Genomic DNA, 15292 nt, shown 5'->3' on the forward strand with positions numbered 1-15292 from the left:
GCCCTAAATCTCGCGAGGAGGATCCAGATGCGCTCTTTCCGTCGTCAACCCATCTGTCGCGCCATGCATACCACTTTCCAGCGTCCGCGCCCATTGCCTCGGCAGTCGCTCACAGCAGGCGTAATTGCACCAGCGGTCCTGATGATCGCGAGCGGCGTCGTCTGGGCAGACGACAAAACCGCCACCTGGAACGGGACAGCGGGGGATCGTAGCTGGTTTACTAAAGGAAACTGGGAGTCGGACTCGGGTACTGTCACTGTCCCGGACAGCAACACCGAAGCCATAATTCCCGGTGGCGCAGTAGAGATCGATGATGAGGAAAAGGCGGAGGCGCAAAGGCTCACCTTTTCAGGGGGGACACTCGAGATAAAGCAAGAGAGTGAACTCCAGGTGGACGACGCTTTTGTTCGTGGGGAGGAGCTATCAATTAGTGAAGGCGGCGAGTTTCGAGTGGATAAGCAGCTGTCCGTCCGTTCCTCGGCATCGATGGAGGTGGCCGGAGAACTGGTCACGCGTGATGGTGAACTTCGTCAGGGGGTAAACATTGGAGACATGAACGACCCCGGCGAAATGATCATTACGGGTGCGGGCAACTGGCATCATAAGGGGGAGAAGAGGATTGCAGTAGGATCTGAAGATAGCACCAGCAACGTCAAGGTGCTTGACGGGGGCACGCTAAAACACGATTCAAGCCTTAGGGTTGCTGACAGACAAACTTCTTTTGAGGGTAAGGTCCAGGTTTCCGCCGCAACGCTTGAGGGCGACGCCATCAAGGTAGGCTACCGCGGACCCGGAAAACTCAGCATGGATGACGAGGCCACAGTCTCACATGCGAATGCCTATGCAGGCTATGAATCGGACGGCAGTGGAACGATCGAAGTCAAAGATAGTGCGACGTGGAGCCTATCTGAAAACCTGACGATCGGCCGGGACGGCGGTGGCGAGCTCTTAGTGGATTCCGGCGGCGAGGTCGCGGTAGACGGTGACCTGGAGGTTGCCACCGACTCGAATGCATCGGGTGTGATTCGCATCGAGGGTGAGGATTCCGAAGTCGATATTGGCGGCAGCGCCGAAATTGGTGTGGCCGGTGATGGCGAGCTTCACGTCCTTGAAGGTGCCACGATGAAAATCGAATCGTTACTCGGCCTCGCGGACCTGGAAGAGGAGGGATCCTCGGCCAGGGTCGTAGTCTCCGGTGAAGATTCCCGGTTGGAAACATCTTCCAGCGCGAACCTGCGCGGTCAAGCCGACCTGGAGATACTGGATGGCGGAAAAGTCATCAGTCGCACCACCACCATCAGCAACCGACTGGACACCCCGGACGCGGCCAGAATTCTAGTCAGAGGGAACGACTCCGAGCTCGACACTCGCGCGACCCTTACTGTCGGACTCAATGAGGGAGGCATTGGAAAGCTCGAGATCCGGGATGGCGGATACGTTAATACCACAACATCAGCAGCAACTGGCGCTCGTATCGGCGCAGGGGATTCAAGCTCCCAAGGCACTGTTATAGTGACCGGTGACAACAGCCGCTGGAGGATTGTTAGAGACGCGGTCGTGGGGGAGGAGGGACAAGCCACGCTCAGGATCGAAGACGGCGGGCGCGTTTTTGACGGCAGCATAAACGGCAACCGAACACTTACCATAGCTCAAGAACACTCCTCATCGGCCTCCGTGGTCTTGGAAGGCAACGAGTCCAGTCTGGATCGCTTTGGTGGTATTACGGTCGGCAAACGCGGCACTGGCGAGTTGCTCATCGGTGACGGTGCAACCGTCGACGACGTCGGACGCTTGAACGTAGGCGGGGGACGGTCGAGCGCAATTGGAGGCGGGCAAGGCTCTGGCATGCTGCATATTGACAAAGGCGGCAAACTCGATGTGGATGGAACCACCTCCCTCGCGGAAAATGATGGTTCGTCAGGCACCGTGGTGGTCAATGGTGAGCTGCGCAGCGGTGGTGGCGTCGAAGTGGGTTCGGGAGGCGTCCTTGCCGGTGATGGCGTGGTACAAGGGGACGTTTCCGTGCAGGGAACACTCGCCCCGGGGAACTCGATCGGCAGCCTCGCGGTAGAAGGTGACGGCGATCTCACTCTGGAAGATGGCTCTATCTACCGCGTCGAGGTTAATGACGGTGGCGACGAGGCCGGTGTAAATAACGATCACGTCTCGGTTGGGGGCAACATCGACATTGAGGAGCAAGCCTCCCTCCACGTCACGTCGGAAAACGGTACCGATGACGGGTCAACCTTTGCGCCAGAAACAACTTACACCATCCTCAGCGCAGAAGACGGTGGGGTGGACGGCGAGTTCGGCGAAGTGACCGACGATTTCGCCTTCCTGTCCACTTCCCTGGAATATGGCGAGGACGCTGTATTCCTGACCCTCACGCAAGTCGCCGACCTTGCCAATGTCGCCCAAACCCCCAACCAGCGGGCGATGGCCGGCACGCTGGACGAGCAGGTGGACGGTGAGGCCCTGAGCGATATCACCGGCGCGGTCGTGATGATGGACGAGGACAACGCCCGGGCAGCGCTGGACGATCTTTCGGGTGTGGACCATACCCATACCCAGCAGATCGGGCTGCGCGGCGCCCAGCGTTTCCGTGCCGGCCTCACCGGCCGGATGCCCGGGCCCGGGGGCGCGCAGGCGCCACGCGAAACCGCCAGCCTGAAGCAGCTCGCCGGTCTCCAGCTCGCCTCCGCCGGGCAACCTCGTGGGCTGCTCGACGAGGCCGCGGACGTATCCCGCGGTTGGTGGGTCAACGCCGAGGGCGGTCGTGGTGACATCGACGACACCACCAACGCCAGCGGCGCCGACTACCGCTTCAGCGGCCTCACGATCGGCTTTGATGCCCCGGTTTCCGAAGAACTCCATCTCGGTGCGGCCATGGGATACACCCGCAACCGCGGCGACACCGCCGGGGGCGACATCGACGTCGATTCCATCCATTTTGCCGCCTACGGCGGCTGGCAGCGCGATGCCCTGTATGCCCGCGGCAGCGTCGGCATGGCCTATCACAGCACCGATACCGAACGCTTCGTCGATACGGTCGGGCGGACGGCCGAAGCCGATTACTCCGCGCGCGGCGTGGGTATGCGGGCCGAGGGTGGCTACACCTTCGAGATCGGCGACACGGCACGGCTGACTCCGTTTGGCGGACTGGACTATGAGTATCTGCGCCGCAGCGGATTCTCGGAATCCGGCGCCGGGGCCGCCAACCTGGATGTGAACCGCGAAAGCGAGTACTCGCTGCGAAGCCAGGCCGGCGTGCGCTTCGATCAGGCGTTCGAGACCACCGGCGGCTGGGTCGCGCCCTACGCCGAGGCCTCCTGGGTGCATGAGCACGGCGACCGCTCCAGTGCCATGGACACGGCCTTCGCAGCCGACAGCTCTTCGCGTTTCACCATCGACGGCCCCCGCCTCAGCCGTGATCGTGTCCGGGTCGCCGCCGGGCTGGATGCCCGCCTCAACGAGGATTCCTTCCTCAATGTCGGCTACCAGGGCGAAATCGCTTCCTCCGACGATCTCCATGCCATCGGCCTGACCTTCCGTCGCAACTGGTAAGGCCCCCACACGCCACGTCCCCCTCCGAACGGAGGGGGCCGTGCCATCCGGGCTCCGGCATGATGGAACGGCCGTTGGATGTCAGCTGCTTCCATGCAGAAGGCTTTCGCGCGACACTGCCGCCGAACTGGTGGGTCCCATCCGTCCGGAGGTTATTCATGTCCGTCGCCCGAACGTATCCGTTCCGCGCACCCGCGCGCTTCACATCCGCCCTGGTGACCATGCTCCTGTTCCTGACCCTCGCTCCCGTCGCCGCCGAATCCGGCGATTCCGAAGCCGGCTTCGACCCGATGGACGATCCGGAGGGTGAGGTCATCCTGCGCGTCGAAGGGGCCATCGAACACGCCAATGACGGCGACCGGGCCCTGCTGGACCGGGCGATGCTGGACCGGCTGCCACAGCGCGAACTGGAGACCTCCACGGTGGTCACCGACGGGGTCAACCGGTTCGAGGGCTTTTTGATGCGTGACCTGCTGGAGGCCCTGGGCGCGGAGGGCGCAGAGGTGGTCGCCACGGCCCTGAACGACTACATCGTCGACATCCCCATGGAGGACTTCCACGATTATGACGTGATCGTCGCCCACACCCAGGATGGCGAGGCCCTGACCCCGCGCGACAAGGGTCCGCTGTGGATCGTCTACCCGCGCGACGATCACGCGGAGCTGGACGACATCCGTTACGACTACCGCTGGGTCTGGCAGCTGGAGCATCTGGAGGTGCGATGACGGCACGCCCCGTCGAACGAACGCACGACCCCGCGGCCGCCACCGCCTCGGCCGCCCCTGCCCTGCCCAGTGTGCGCCGGGTCTCCACCTGGGTCCTCCCCGTGCTTGCGGTGCTCGCGTTCGCAACCCTGCTGACCGTGTCGCTGATGCGTCTGCACGACGTGGAGCAGGACATGCGCAGCAACGTGGACGAAAACATGCTCTGGGTGATCACCCAGGCGCAGGTTGCCAGCCACCGCCTGGACGAGGAAGTCCATCGCCGCACCCTCGGGGATGCCGCCGCCCGCCCGCAGCTGCGTTACGACGTGCTCACCAGCCGTCTGGTCCTGCTGGACGACGGTCCGCAACGGCGCTATGTCCGGGGAATCGGACTGGAAGACGAGCTGGACCGCGGTTTCGAACGCCTCGAGCGCATCGAACCCCTGCTGGAAGACGTCGCTCCCGACGATGCGGAGGCGGCCGACGCGGTCTACGCCGAACTCAAGCCCCTGATGACGTCACTGAACCGTATCGCCAATGCGGTGATGATCGAGGAATGGGAGAGCACCGGCGACCGCCTGGACGACCACCGCGCCAGCCTGATCCAGGCGATCGTGATGATGATCGGGATCCTCGCCAGCGGCATCATCCTGACGACCCTGCTGATGGTGGCGCTGCGCCAGCGACGCCATGCACAGGAGGCGCTGGCGGCCCACCGGGACCGCCTGGAGATCGAGGTCCGCAACCGCACCCGCGACCTGGAAGCCGAACGTCGGCGCGTGGTGGACGCCATCGACACCGCACCGGACGGCTTTGCCGCGTTCGACCCCGATGACCGTCTGATCCTGGTCAACCCGCAGTTCTCCAGCCTGCTGCCGCTGCCCGACGGGGCCCTGGACGAGGGGCAGACGCTGGACGCCCTGCTCGAGAGCATTCGCGCCGTCACCCGGCCGGACACCGAACACGGCGATCCGGCGGACATCACCGCGGACGACGGCGCGCAGTACGACCTGGAGGTTCCCGGTCGCGGCTGGGTCCAGATGACCCTGCGGCGCACCGATGACGGTGGTCAGGTGCTGCGCCTGGCCGACATCACCAGCTACAAGGATGCCGCGCGCAGCCTCGAGCATTCGCTGGAGCGCGAACGAGGTGTCAGCGAGTTCTACCGCAGCTTTGCGGCGATGGCCTCGCACCAGTTCCGCACCCCGCTGGCGATCATCGATTCGGGACTGCAGCGCCTGCTCCGCCGCGGCGAGGCCATGGACGGCGAGACGCGCCGGACCCGCTATCGCCAGCTGCGCGACACTGTCGCCCACATGACCCGGCTGATCGAGAACGCCCTCACCTCCGCGCGTCTGGAAGGCGGCCATGTCGCCGCCGCGACCACGCCCTGCGACCTGCGCCCGCTGGTGGAACAGGCCATCGAGACCCAGCGTCAGATCACGCCCGACAACCCCGTGCACCTGAGCGTAACGCCGGAAGGTCCGATCATGGCCCGTTGCGACCGTGCGCTGGTCGAGCAGATCCTCGCCAACCTGCTGTCCAATGCGGGAAAATACTCGCCCGAGACCGCGCCCATCGAGGTCGAGCTTGCCGGCGAGCCCGAACGGGTCATCTGCCGCGTCACCGACCACGGGATCGGCATCCCCGAGGAAGACCAGGCCCGGCTGTTCGACCGCTTCTTCCGCGCACGCAACGCGGCGCGTCACACCGGGATCGGGCTCGGTCTGGGCATCGCCCGGCAACTGGCGCGCATCCAGGGGGGCGACCTGAGCGTTCGCTCCCGTGAGGGTGAAGGCTCTACATTCATAGTCGAACTCCCGCGAGGAATGGATCCGGATGAACGACGCCGCACCGAATGAAGCCCTGCCCGCGCGCATCCTGTGCGCGGAGGACGAGACCCTGCTGCGTCGCGACATCTGCGATGAACTGAGCGAGGCCGGCTACGTCGCGATCGAAGCGGCACACGGGGACGAAGCGCTGGAACAGATCGACACCGTGCACCCCGATCTGATCCTGTGCGACATCAACATGCCGGGGCGCAACGGCTACGAACTGCTGGCCGAGATTCGCGAACGTGGCCCGGAACTGGCCGACACCCCGTTCGTGTTCCTGACCGCACTGTCCGACCCGCGCGAGGTCGTCGACGGCAAGCGTGCCGGCGCCGACGACTATCTGGTCAAGCCGGTCGATTTCGACCTCCTTCTGGCGACCGTGGAGGCGCGGCTGCGCCAGGTCCGGCGCATGCGGCAGAAAAGCGAGGACGAGTTCGCCGAGCTGCGCCAAACGCTCGGCGAGATCGGCCGGGGCCGGAACAGCCCGAACCAGGAGGACAATCACGGCCGGCGCAGCCTCGAATTCGCCGCGCGCGCCCTCGACCCGGTGGCCCCCGGCGTGGTGCTGCTCGGGCACGACAACCGCGTACTGCTGGCCAACCGCGCAGCGCGGCGCATGGCCAGCGACGCGATGACCCTGGACGAGGGGCGCCCGCCGGAACCGGCTCATGCCGAAGACGACCGCCGCCTGCGGGAAGCCCTTCGCCGCATCCATGACGAACCTTCGGGATCGGGCGAGGCGATCGAGTGCATGCGCCTGCCGCGGAACGGTCATCAGCGCGACCTGCTGGCGATGATCTACCCCCTGGCCGGGGCCGACGGCGACGCCGAAGAAGGCGACAACCCCGCAGCGGTGATCCTGCTGTCGGATCCCGAACGCCGCGCCCGTCTGCCCGAGGACGTTCTGGCCCGCCTGTTCGACCTGACCCCCACCGAGGCGCGCATCGCCCTCGCGCTCGCCGACGGCTGGCGCACGGCCGACATCGCCCGACAGCTGGAGGTCGCCAGCACCACCGTCACCTTCCACCTGCGCAATCTGTTCCAGAAGACCAACACCCACCGCCAGGCCGAGCTGGTCGCCCTGGTGCTGGCCGGTTCCATGACCCTCGCCGTCGAATGAGCCCGCCCGCCCAACCTCCCACCCGGGAATGACGTCGACTCACGTCCGGCCCAGCGCCCGGCGCGGCCAGACGCTAAGCTTTGCATTTAACGATTACAGGACCAGGAGCCACCACATGAAGCGTGAACCGAGCCCTTCGATCTCCGCCGTTCTGCGCCCCGTCGGGGTGCTGTTTGCGCTGGCACTGCTGCCGGCGATGGCGAGCGGGCAACAGGCACAACAGCCGGCCCCCGGACAGGCCCAACAGCCCGCCCCGACCCCGCAGCCGGTGCAGCAGGAGCCCGAGGTCACCACCCATCAGGACTGGGAAAGCCTGTGCTGGGAACTGGATGACGGCAGCGAGTTCTGCCAGATGCAGCAGACCCTCCAGGTGGAGAACCAGGGCGAGCAGGGGCCCTATCTGCGGACCACCATCCGGCGCGAGGGCGAGCGCTACGTCATGGAGCTGCTGCTGCCGCTGGGCGTCGATCTGCGTCCGGGCATCGTGATGCAGGTGGACGAGGGCGAGGAACGCAATGCGGGCTTTGTCACCTGCATCCAGCAGGGATGCGTGGCGGCGACCGAGCTGACCAACGAGATGTTCCAGGAGATGCGTGGCGGGAGGGAGCTGAACGTCGGCTTCCGCCCCCTGCAGTCGGAACAGGTACTGGTCTTCGACGTGTCCCTGATGGGCTTCACCGCCGCCAGCAACGAACTCTGAGGGGACGTCTGGCAGCCGGTGTTCACGCCGTTACAATGGCGGCGTGAACCGCACACCCGAAACCCCTACGAACTCGCCTGTCCGGCGGGCCCGCCGGCCGGCCTGGCTGCGCGCGCTGCTGGCCATGTTTGCCGCTGGCGTGCTGTGGGCCATTCTGGCCGGGACCGAGGCCCTGGCGCACCCGTTCGCCTGGCTCGCCATCGCCATGACCGGAGGCGCGGTGCTCGCGCTGCCCGCGGGGCGCGCCATGGGCCTTCATCCGGCCGCGCTGCCGGCGCTGGCGGGCTTCTTCCTGCGCAATTCCGTACTCGGCGGGATCGATGTCGCCTGGCGTGCGGCAACCCCTCGCCTGCCGCTGCAACCCGGTTTCGAGTCGTACGTCGTACGACTGCCGCACGGGCCGCCGCTGACCCTGTTCATGGCCATGCTCAGTCTGCTGCCGGGGACCCTGGCGGTGCGCCTGGAGGGGCGCCGCATGACGCTGCACGTGCTGGATCTGCGCGGAGACAACGCCGCTACCCTGACGGAACTCGAGCGGCGCATCGCCCGGCTTTACGGCCTCGACCTCGACGCCCGGGAGACCAGACGATGAACCTGCTGCTGGTCGCCGCCGCCGGGTTCCTGCTGCTGACGATCCTGTTCGGGCTGATCCGCGTGCTGCGCGGTCCGGGCTCCGGCGACCGCATGCTGACGGCCCAGCTGTTCGGCACCTCGGGGGTCGGCATCCTGCTGCTGCTCGGCTTTGCCCTGGACCAGCCGGCGCTGGTGGACGTGGCGCTGGTGTTCGCGCTGCTGGCGGTGGTGGCGGCCGTCGCGTTCGTGCGCCAGCACGGGCTGCCGGAACCGGCGGGCACGCCAATGCACGAAAACCCGGTGGAAGAACAGCCGCACGATCCGCCACATAATCCGCCGGAGGACACCCATGATCGCTGATCTGCTGACCACCGTGCTGGTGCTCGCGGGGCTCGCATTCTTCGCGGCCGGCACCCTGGGGCTGCTGCGTTTTCCCGATGTCTATACCCGCCTGCATGCGCTCACCAAGGCCGACAATCTCGGCCTGGGCCTGGTCGTGCTGGGGTTGATGCTGCAGGCCGAAGGCCCGGCGATGATCTTCAAACTGGCGCTGATCTGGGTACTGGTTCTGGCCGCCGGGGCCACCGCGGCGCACATGGTCGCCCAGCGCACCTGGACCCACGGCGAGTTCGAGCGGCGCGAATGAACGCGGCACTGCTGACATTCGACTTCGTCCTGCTGGCCGGGCTGCTGGGGGTGGCCTGGCGCTGCCTGGCCAGCACCGACCTGTTTCGCGCGGTGGTGCTTTTCATCACCTTCGGCCTGCTGCTGGCGATCGCCTGGGTCCGCCTCGAGGCCCCGGACATCGCCCTGGCGGAGGCCGCCATCGGGGCCGGCATCACCGGGGCGCTGCTGCTGGTCACGCTGGAGCGGCTGAAGCACATCATGAACCGGCCCCGTACGGACACCGACCACGACCCGGCCCCGCCACCGGATCCGGTGGCAAGCGATGCCGACGCTCCCGGCGCCGCGCCGACCGGCGACGCGGCGTCACGGGCAGCGGATGCGGGCAACGCCGCGCTGAGCTGCGCCCCGGCCCCGGCGCGCGGGCGATGGATCACGCTGGTGGTGACCGTCGGCCTGGCCGGGCTGCTGATGGCGACCCTGGCCACGCAGGAACACGACCCCGGCCTGCAACCCACGGTGGCCGAACACATGGATGTCTCCGGCGTGGACCACGGGATCACAGCCGTGCTGCTGAACTTCCGCTCCTGGGACACCCTTCTGGAACTGGCCATGGTCCTGCTGGCCGGGCTGGGAGCCTGGTCGCTGGGGCGCCATGACGCGCTGCCCGCCCGCCCGACACCGGGCCCGGTCCTGCCGGGGGCGGTGCGCCTGCTGCTGCCGGTCGCCATCGTCACCGGCGTCTACCTGTTGTGGGCCGGGAGCCATGCACCGGGCGGGGCCTTCCAGGCGGGTGCGGTGCTGGGCGCGGCCGGCATCCTGGTGAGCCTGGCCCGCCCGCACGAGCTGCCCGACCCGGATCCGCGCCTGCTGCGCATCGGCGTGACGGCCGGTGCCCTGCTGTTCCTGGCCATCGGGCTGTGGGGGCTGTTCGCCGGACCCGCGCTGCTGACCTGGCCGAGCGAACTGGCCTACCCGCTGATCCTGATCATCGAGACCGGCGCGACATTGTCCATCGCGCTGACCCTGGTCGCCCTGTTCATCGGCGGGCGTTCCCCGCGGGAGGACACATGATCGAATCCCTGGATCCCGGAACCCTGTATCCATTCGGCGGCGCCGCCCTGTTCGCGCTGGGCCTGCACGGGCTGATCCGCCGGCGTCACCTGATCCTGCGCATCCTGGCGGTGAACATCATGGGCTCCGGGGTGTTCATGGTGTTCCTGGGCATCGCCGCGCGGGGCAACGCCCCGCCGGATCCGGTGGCCCAGGCGCTCACCCTGACCGGCATCGTGGTGGCGGTGAGCGCGACCGCGTTCGCCCTCGCCCTCACCGTGCATCTGGCACGGCTGACGGGCTATGCAGTGCTGCTGCCCGGACCACTGCAAACCCACCGCGACTCGCACCCCGACGACCGGTGAGTACCGCCTCGCCCGACACCCTGATCTTCGCGACCGGGGCCCTGGCGGCGGTCTCGCTGGGGCTGCCGCTGCTCGCCTCCGCCTGGCCATGGCAGGCCCGGCGCATCGGGCTGCTCGGACTGCCGCTGGCGATCCTCGGGCTGCTGGCGGCCGTCGGCCTGTTCCTCGATGCCGCGCCGGGAATGGACGCCCCCGCGGTGCGGGTCGGACTGGGCGGCTGGGAGGCACCCCTGGGGGTCACCCTGCACCTCGACGGGCTGGCGCTGGCGATGCTGCTGCTGAACGCGCTGGTGGCCCTGGCCGGCAGCCTGTATGCCCGAGGCTACATCCACACGGCCGCGGGGGAGCGCCAGTTCTGGCCCTTGTGGCTGTGGCTGTGGGGCGGGCTCAACCTGCTGGTGCTGTCGGGCGACGCCTTCAACCTGTTCATCACCCTGGAGATTGCCAGCCTGTCCGCCGTGGCGCTGGTGGCCCTCACCGGCGATACCGACGCGGTGACCGGGGCGATGCGCTATCTGCTGATCAACCTGCTCGGCTCGCTGTCCTTCCTGCTGGGAGCCGCACTGCTGTATGGCGAGTTCGGCGTGCTGGATCTGCAACTGCTGGGCGAGCTGGCCGATGACGGCCCCACGGTGCGCATGGCCGCCGCACTGATGCTGGGCGGGCTGCTGATGAAGGCGGCGGTGTTCCCGCTGCACGTGTGGCTGGCCACCGCGCATGCCAGCGCGCCGGCGCCGGTCAGCGGCATGCTGTCGGGCATGGTGGTGGCGGCGATGTTCTACCTGATCCTGCGGCTGTGGCTGCTGATCTTTGCGCCGCTGGGCACACCCGCGCTGGCCGTACTGCTGGGGCTGCTGGGCAGCGCGGCCCTGGTCTGGGGATCGCTGCAGGCGTTACGCGCCCCCAGGCTCAAGATCGTCGCAGCCTATTCAACCGTGGCACAGATGGGCTACATCACGCTCGCCTTCCCGATCCTGATCCTGCATCCGGCGGCCTGGCCGGTGGTGGTGTTCTTTGCCTTCGCCCACGGTCTGGCGAAGGCCGCGGTGCTGATGGCCGCCGGGACGGTCCAGAAGGCCGCCGGCCACGACCGCATGAACGCCCTTGGGCCGGTATTGCGGGCGCGCGGGCGCACGGTGTTCGCTCTCGGCCTCGGCGGGATCTCGCTGATGGGCCTGCCACTGACCGGCGGCTTCCTGGCCAAATACCTGCTTCTGGAGGCCGGTCTGCTGGCCGCTGCGGACACCACCACCATCATGCAGGTCTGGACCGCGCTGTGGGTGGTCATGGTCGCGCTGGGTTCCCTGCTGGCCACCGCCTATATCCTGCGCATGGTGGCTCCGGCCTTCGCCGCCGGAGAGCGCAACCCCGGGGGCCACGTCTCCGCCGGGATGGAATGGATGCCGCTGGCACTGGCCGTGGGCGCGGCGGCCATGGGCCTGGCCGGCGCTTCGCTGACCGGGCTTCTGGAACACACGACGGTGGCTGCATGAACGCCGACGGTGGCCTGCTGCTGATCGCGATCCTCGCCAGTTCGCTGGTGCCGGGACTGCTGATCTTCTTCCTGCCGGAAGAACGCCACGGGCTGCGCACGCTGCTGAACCTGAGCGCGGCCGGGATCAAGCTCGTGCTGGTTGGGGTGCTGCTCCTGGGCGTCCAGCGGGGCGAAACCTTCGAGTTCGGGCTGACCCTGCTACCGGGCGTGGACTTCGTACTGGCGGCCGACGCCCTGTCGCTGCTGTTCGCGACCCTGTCCTCGATCCTGTGGTTCGTTACCACCCTGTACGCGATCGGCTATCTGGAGGGCTCCCCCCGGCGCAGCCGCTTCTTCGGCTTCTTTTCGCTGTGCGTAAGCGCGACGGTAGGCATCGCGCTGTCGGGCAATCTGATCACGTTCGTGATCTTCTACGAGATCCTCACCCTGGCGACCTGGCCGCTGGTGGTCCATCGCGGCACACCGGAGGCCCTGCGCGCGGGTCGACTGTACCTCGCCTACACCGTCACCAGCGGGCTGGTTCTGCTGGCCGCGGTGATCGCGCTGAACCTGCTCGCCGGTTCCCAGCCGTTTGCGTCGGGCGGCTACCTCCTGCACCTGCCGGACGAGCTGCACGGCCTCCTGCAGATCATCGGCCTGGCTCTGATCGCCGGTTTCGCGGTCAAGGCGGCGCTGATCCCCCTGCATTCCTGGCTGCCACAGGCGATGGTGGCGCCGGCCCCGGTCAGTGCGCTGCTGCACGCGGTGGCGGTGGTCAAGGCGGGGGCGTTCGGCATCGTGCGCACCCTGAACGACGTGTTCGGTCTGGAGCTGGCCGCGGACCTGCGCCTGACCGACGTGCTGCTGGTGCTGGCCGCACTGACCATCGTCTACGGTTCCATCCAGGCGCTGCGGGCGCAGGACATCAAGCAGCGGCTGGCGTTCTCCACCGTCAGCCAGGTCTCCTACATCGCGCTGGGCGTGGCGATGGCCGGGCCGCTGGGCGTGATCGGGGGACTGGTGCATCTGGTGCATCAGGGCCTGACCAAGATCACGCTGTTCTTCTGTGCCGGCAACTTCGCCGAGACCCTGGGCATCCACGAGATCCGCGAGATGCGCGGGGTCGGCCGGCGCATGCCGCTGACCATGGCGGCGTTCACGGTCGGCGGGCTGGGCATGATCGGGTTGCCGCCGCTGGCCGGATTCATCTCCAAGTGGTATCTGGGCCTCGGCGCCCTGGAGGGCGAGGCGGCATGGATCCTGGGCATACTGGCAATGAGCAGCCTGCTCAACGCGGCCTACTTCCTGCCGCCCATCATCGCCGGCTGGATGGCCGAACCGGAGGTGACCCGACCGCCGGCGCACAAGACGCGCTTCGAGAGTCACTGGATGCTGCTGTTCCCGACCCTGTTCGTGGCGGTGCTGGCGCTGCTGCCGGGTCTGCTGGCCGGACTGGAACTGAGCCCGCTGGGGTGGGTGGAGCTGATCGTGGAACGCGGCTACGTACTGGTGCCGGGCGGTGACATGGACAACGGCACGGGGGTGTCCCCATGAACGCGTTCATCCTGCTCGGGGTGCCGCTGCTTCCGCTGCTGCTGGCCGCGGCGCTGTCGTTGCGGCCGGGCCGCGCGCCGCTGCGTCTGGTGCCCTGGGCCGCGTTGCCTGCCCTGCTGCTGGCCGCGCTGGGCCCGGAGGGCAAGCAGGCCTCGCTGCCGTGGCTGCTGACCGGGGTGGAGCTCGGGCTGGACCCGATCGGGCGGGTGTTCCTCGCCCTGACCGCCGGACTGTGGCTGGCCGCCGGAGTGCACGCACTGCACGAGCGCGGCGAGGACCCCGCGCGGCGGCGCTTCTTCGTGTTCTTTCTGCTGTCGATGGCCGGCAACCTGGGCCTGGTCCTCGCGCAGGACGCTGCGTCGTTCTACCTGTTCTTCTCGCTGATGAGCCTGTCGGCTTGGGGACTGGTGGTGCACAAGCGCACTGCCGAGGCCTGGATGGCGGCACGGCTGTATCTGGTGCTGTCGGTGCTGGGCGAGGTCGCGCTGTTCGCCGGACTGATGCTCGCCATTCACCAGGCGGGCGGGGAGACCACGCTGGCGGCCATCGCCGCGGCGCGACCCGAGGGCGGGGCCATGGTGCTGCTGGTGCTGGGCCTGGGCATCAAGGCCGGCATGCTCGGGTTGCACTTCTGGCTGCCGCTGGCCCATCCGGCCGCACCGATACCGGCCAGCGCCGTGCTGTCGGGCGCCATGATCAAGGCCGGGCTGCTGGGCTGGATGCGCCTGCTGCCGCTGGATGCCGCCGGCCACGCGGTGCTCGGCGAGGTGCTGGTCGGTCTGGGTCTGGCGGCGGCGTTCCTGGGTGCACTGGCAGGACTTTTGCAGGCCCGGCCCAAGACCATCCTGGCCTACTCCTCCATCAGCCAGATGGGCCTGATGACCACCGGGGTCGGGCTCGCGCTGCTGCTGCCCGCGATGCGCGAACCACTGCTGTTCGCGGTGGCGTTGTATGCCCTGCACCACGGGCTGGCCAAGGGGGCGCTGTTCCTCGCGGTGGATATAGCCGGGCGGCTGCCGCACTCTCCTGCCCATCGGTACGTGGTGCTTGGGCTGATCGTCCTGCCGGGCCTGTCGCTGGCCGGCCTGCCTTTCACAAGCGGGGCGCTGGCCAAGGATCTCCTGAAGGCCCCTCTGACGACGGACAGCACGGGGCCGGTCTACACCCTGCTGACGCTGGCTGCCATCGGGACCACCCTGCTGGTACTGCGTTTCCTCTGGCGCCTGCGCAGGGATCTGGCACCGGCGGCGGCACCCGTTCCGACGGGGCGCTGGCTGCCCTGGGCCCTGATTGCGGCGATGTCCCTGGTCCTGCCCGCGATGGCGGCACTGACGGCCCTGGCGGCACCGGGTGTGCCGCTACCCGGACTCGCGGACCTTTCCCTGCTGTGGCCCATCCTGGCGGGCCTGGTCCTGGGCGCGCTGGGGGGCGTGATGCTGCGCGAATGGATGGCACACCGTCTGCCGGAAGGGGACGTGGCCGTCCTCGCCAATACGCTCATCCATGCCACGCAGGGCCTTTACGCCCGGGTGAGTCCGCTGCGCGAAATCCGGCTGCACCCGCGCCTGCGGGCCCGGCTGCGACGCGCACAACGGGTCGCCCGACACGACCTGGAATGGGCCGAACGTCACATGACCCGCTGGGGACGCCTGGCCGTCCTGTTCGGCCTGTCGTTGCTGGGCCTGTATGCGGCGATGGCGTTGATGCCCTGACCCGCGCCGCACGT

Annotated in this window: 13 protein-coding genes; all 13 read left to right on the forward strand. The window is 67.8% G+C overall.

Translation table 11 applies throughout. The features are described 5' to 3' along the window. Nucleotides 1-141 precede the first annotated feature (141 nt). Complete coding sequence (locus D571_RS14080) at nucleotides 142-3564, forward strand: autotransporter domain-containing protein (RefSeq protein ID WP_198003797.1); 3423 nt, start codon at nucleotides 142-144, stop codon at nucleotides 3562-3564. 221 nt (nucleotides 3565-3785) lie between these two features. Next, complete coding sequence (locus D571_RS0107780) at nucleotides 3786-4289, forward strand: molybdopterin-dependent oxidoreductase (RefSeq protein WP_026287696.1); 504 nt, start codon at nucleotides 3786-3788, stop codon at nucleotides 4287-4289. Then, the gene (locus D571_RS0107785; protein WP_018936119.1) at nucleotides 4286-6130 is read left to right on the forward strand and encodes a PAS domain-containing sensor histidine kinase; all 1845 of its coding nucleotides are present in this window, start codon (nucleotides 4286-4288) and stop codon (nucleotides 6128-6130) included. The genes D571_RS0107780 and D571_RS0107785 overlap by 4 nt, the downstream gene beginning before the upstream one ends. Then, nucleotides 6108-7223: a response regulator gene (locus D571_RS0107790; protein ID WP_018936120.1), complete on the forward strand. Its 1116-nt coding sequence runs from the start codon at nucleotides 6108-6110 to the stop codon at nucleotides 7221-7223. Before D571_RS0107785 ends, D571_RS0107790 begins: the two co-directional genes overlap by 23 nt. A gap of 115 nt (nucleotides 7224-7338) precedes the next feature. After that, on the forward strand, nucleotides 7339-7923 hold the full coding sequence (locus D571_RS0107795) for an invasion associated locus B family protein (RefSeq protein ID WP_018936121.1): 585 nt from the start codon (nucleotides 7339-7341) through the stop codon (nucleotides 7921-7923). A gap of 124 nt (nucleotides 7924-8047) precedes the next feature. Continuing rightward, entirely contained in the window at nucleotides 8048-8515 is a 468-nt protein-coding gene (locus tag D571_RS0107800) for a Na+/H+ antiporter subunit E (RefSeq protein ID WP_018936122.1), read from the forward strand. Beyond that, complete coding sequence (locus D571_RS0107805) at nucleotides 8512-8856, forward strand: monovalent cation/H+ antiporter complex subunit F (RefSeq protein ID WP_018936123.1); 345 nt, start codon at nucleotides 8512-8514, stop codon at nucleotides 8854-8856. Before D571_RS0107800 ends, D571_RS0107805 begins: the two co-directional genes overlap by 4 nt. Continuing rightward, nucleotides 8846-9142 carry a monovalent cation/H(+) antiporter subunit G gene (locus tag D571_RS0107810; protein ID WP_018936124.1) on the forward strand — a complete coding sequence of 99 codons (297 nt, stop codon included), beginning with the start codon at nucleotides 8846-8848 and terminating at the stop codon, nucleotides 9140-9142. The genes D571_RS0107805 and D571_RS0107810 overlap by 11 nt, the downstream gene beginning before the upstream one ends. Beyond that, nucleotides 9139-10194 (forward strand): hydrogenase subunit MbhD domain-containing protein, encoded by a 1056-nt coding sequence (locus D571_RS0107815; RefSeq protein ID WP_018936125.1) that lies wholly within the window; start codon nucleotides 9139-9141, stop codon nucleotides 10192-10194. Before D571_RS0107810 ends, D571_RS0107815 begins: the two co-directional genes overlap by 4 nt. Beyond that, the gene (locus D571_RS0107820; protein ID WP_018936126.1) at nucleotides 10191-10538 is read left to right on the forward strand and encodes an NADH-quinone oxidoreductase subunit K; all 348 of its coding nucleotides are present in this window, start codon (nucleotides 10191-10193) and stop codon (nucleotides 10536-10538) included. The genes D571_RS0107815 and D571_RS0107820 overlap by 4 nt, the downstream gene beginning before the upstream one ends. Further along, nucleotides 10535-12031: a complex I subunit 5 family protein gene (locus tag D571_RS0107825; protein WP_018936127.1), complete on the forward strand. Its 1497-nt coding sequence runs from the start codon at nucleotides 10535-10537 to the stop codon at nucleotides 12029-12031. Before D571_RS0107820 ends, D571_RS0107825 begins: the two co-directional genes overlap by 4 nt. Beyond that, nucleotides 12028-13566, forward strand: a complete 1539-nt coding sequence (locus D571_RS0107830; RefSeq protein WP_018936128.1) for a complex I subunit 5 family protein — start codon at nucleotides 12028-12030, stop codon at nucleotides 13564-13566. Before D571_RS0107825 ends, D571_RS0107830 begins: the two co-directional genes overlap by 4 nt. Then, nucleotides 13563-15278 (forward strand): complex I subunit 5 family protein, encoded by a 1716-nt coding sequence (locus D571_RS0107835; protein ID WP_018936129.1) that lies wholly within the window; start codon nucleotides 13563-13565, stop codon nucleotides 15276-15278. The genes D571_RS0107830 and D571_RS0107835 overlap by 4 nt, the downstream gene beginning before the upstream one ends. Nucleotides 15279-15292: the final 14 nt, after the last annotated feature.

Origin of the sequence: Thioalkalivibrio sp. ALJ24, assembly GCF_000377785.1 — a bacterium.
Lineage (GTDB): Bacteria > Pseudomonadota > Gammaproteobacteria > Ectothiorhodospirales > Ectothiorhodospiraceae > Thioalkalivibrio.

Bases quoted from the DNA above. Each gene is read 5' to 3' on its own strand.
- D571_RS14080 (WP_198003797.1), top strand. From the start codon at position 142: ATGATCGCGAGCGGCGTCGTCTGGGCAGACGACAAAACCGCCACCTGG.
- D571_RS0107780 (WP_026287696.1), top strand. From the start codon at position 3,786: ATGCTCCTGTTCCTGACCCTCGCTCCCGTCGCCGCCGAATCCGGCGAT.
- D571_RS0107785 (WP_018936119.1), top strand. From the start codon at position 4,286: ATGACGGCACGCCCCGTCGAACGAACGCACGACCCCGCGGCCGCCACC.
- D571_RS0107790 (WP_018936120.1), top strand. From the start codon at position 6,108: ATGAACGACGCCGCACCGAATGAAGCCCTGCCCGCGCGCATCCTGTGC.
- D571_RS0107795 (WP_018936121.1), top strand. From the start codon at position 7,339: ATGAAGCGTGAACCGAGCCCTTCGATCTCCGCCGTTCTGCGCCCCGTC.
- D571_RS0107800 (WP_018936122.1), top strand. From the start codon at position 8,048: ATGTTTGCCGCTGGCGTGCTGTGGGCCATTCTGGCCGGGACCGAGGCC.
- D571_RS0107805 (WP_018936123.1), top strand. From the start codon at position 8,512: ATGAACCTGCTGCTGGTCGCCGCCGCCGGGTTCCTGCTGCTGACGATC.
- D571_RS0107810 (WP_018936124.1), top strand. From the start codon at position 8,846: ATGATCGCTGATCTGCTGACCACCGTGCTGGTGCTCGCGGGGCTCGCA.
- D571_RS0107815 (WP_018936125.1), top strand. From the start codon at position 9,139: ATGAACGCGGCACTGCTGACATTCGACTTCGTCCTGCTGGCCGGGCTG.
- D571_RS0107820 (WP_018936126.1), top strand. From the start codon at position 10,191: ATGATCGAATCCCTGGATCCCGGAACCCTGTATCCATTCGGCGGCGCC.
- D571_RS0107830 (WP_018936128.1), top strand. From the start codon at position 12,028: ATGAACGCCGACGGTGGCCTGCTGCTGATCGCGATCCTCGCCAGTTCG.
- D571_RS0107835 (WP_018936129.1), top strand. From the start codon at position 13,563: ATGAACGCGTTCATCCTGCTCGGGGTGCCGCTGCTTCCGCTGCTGCTG.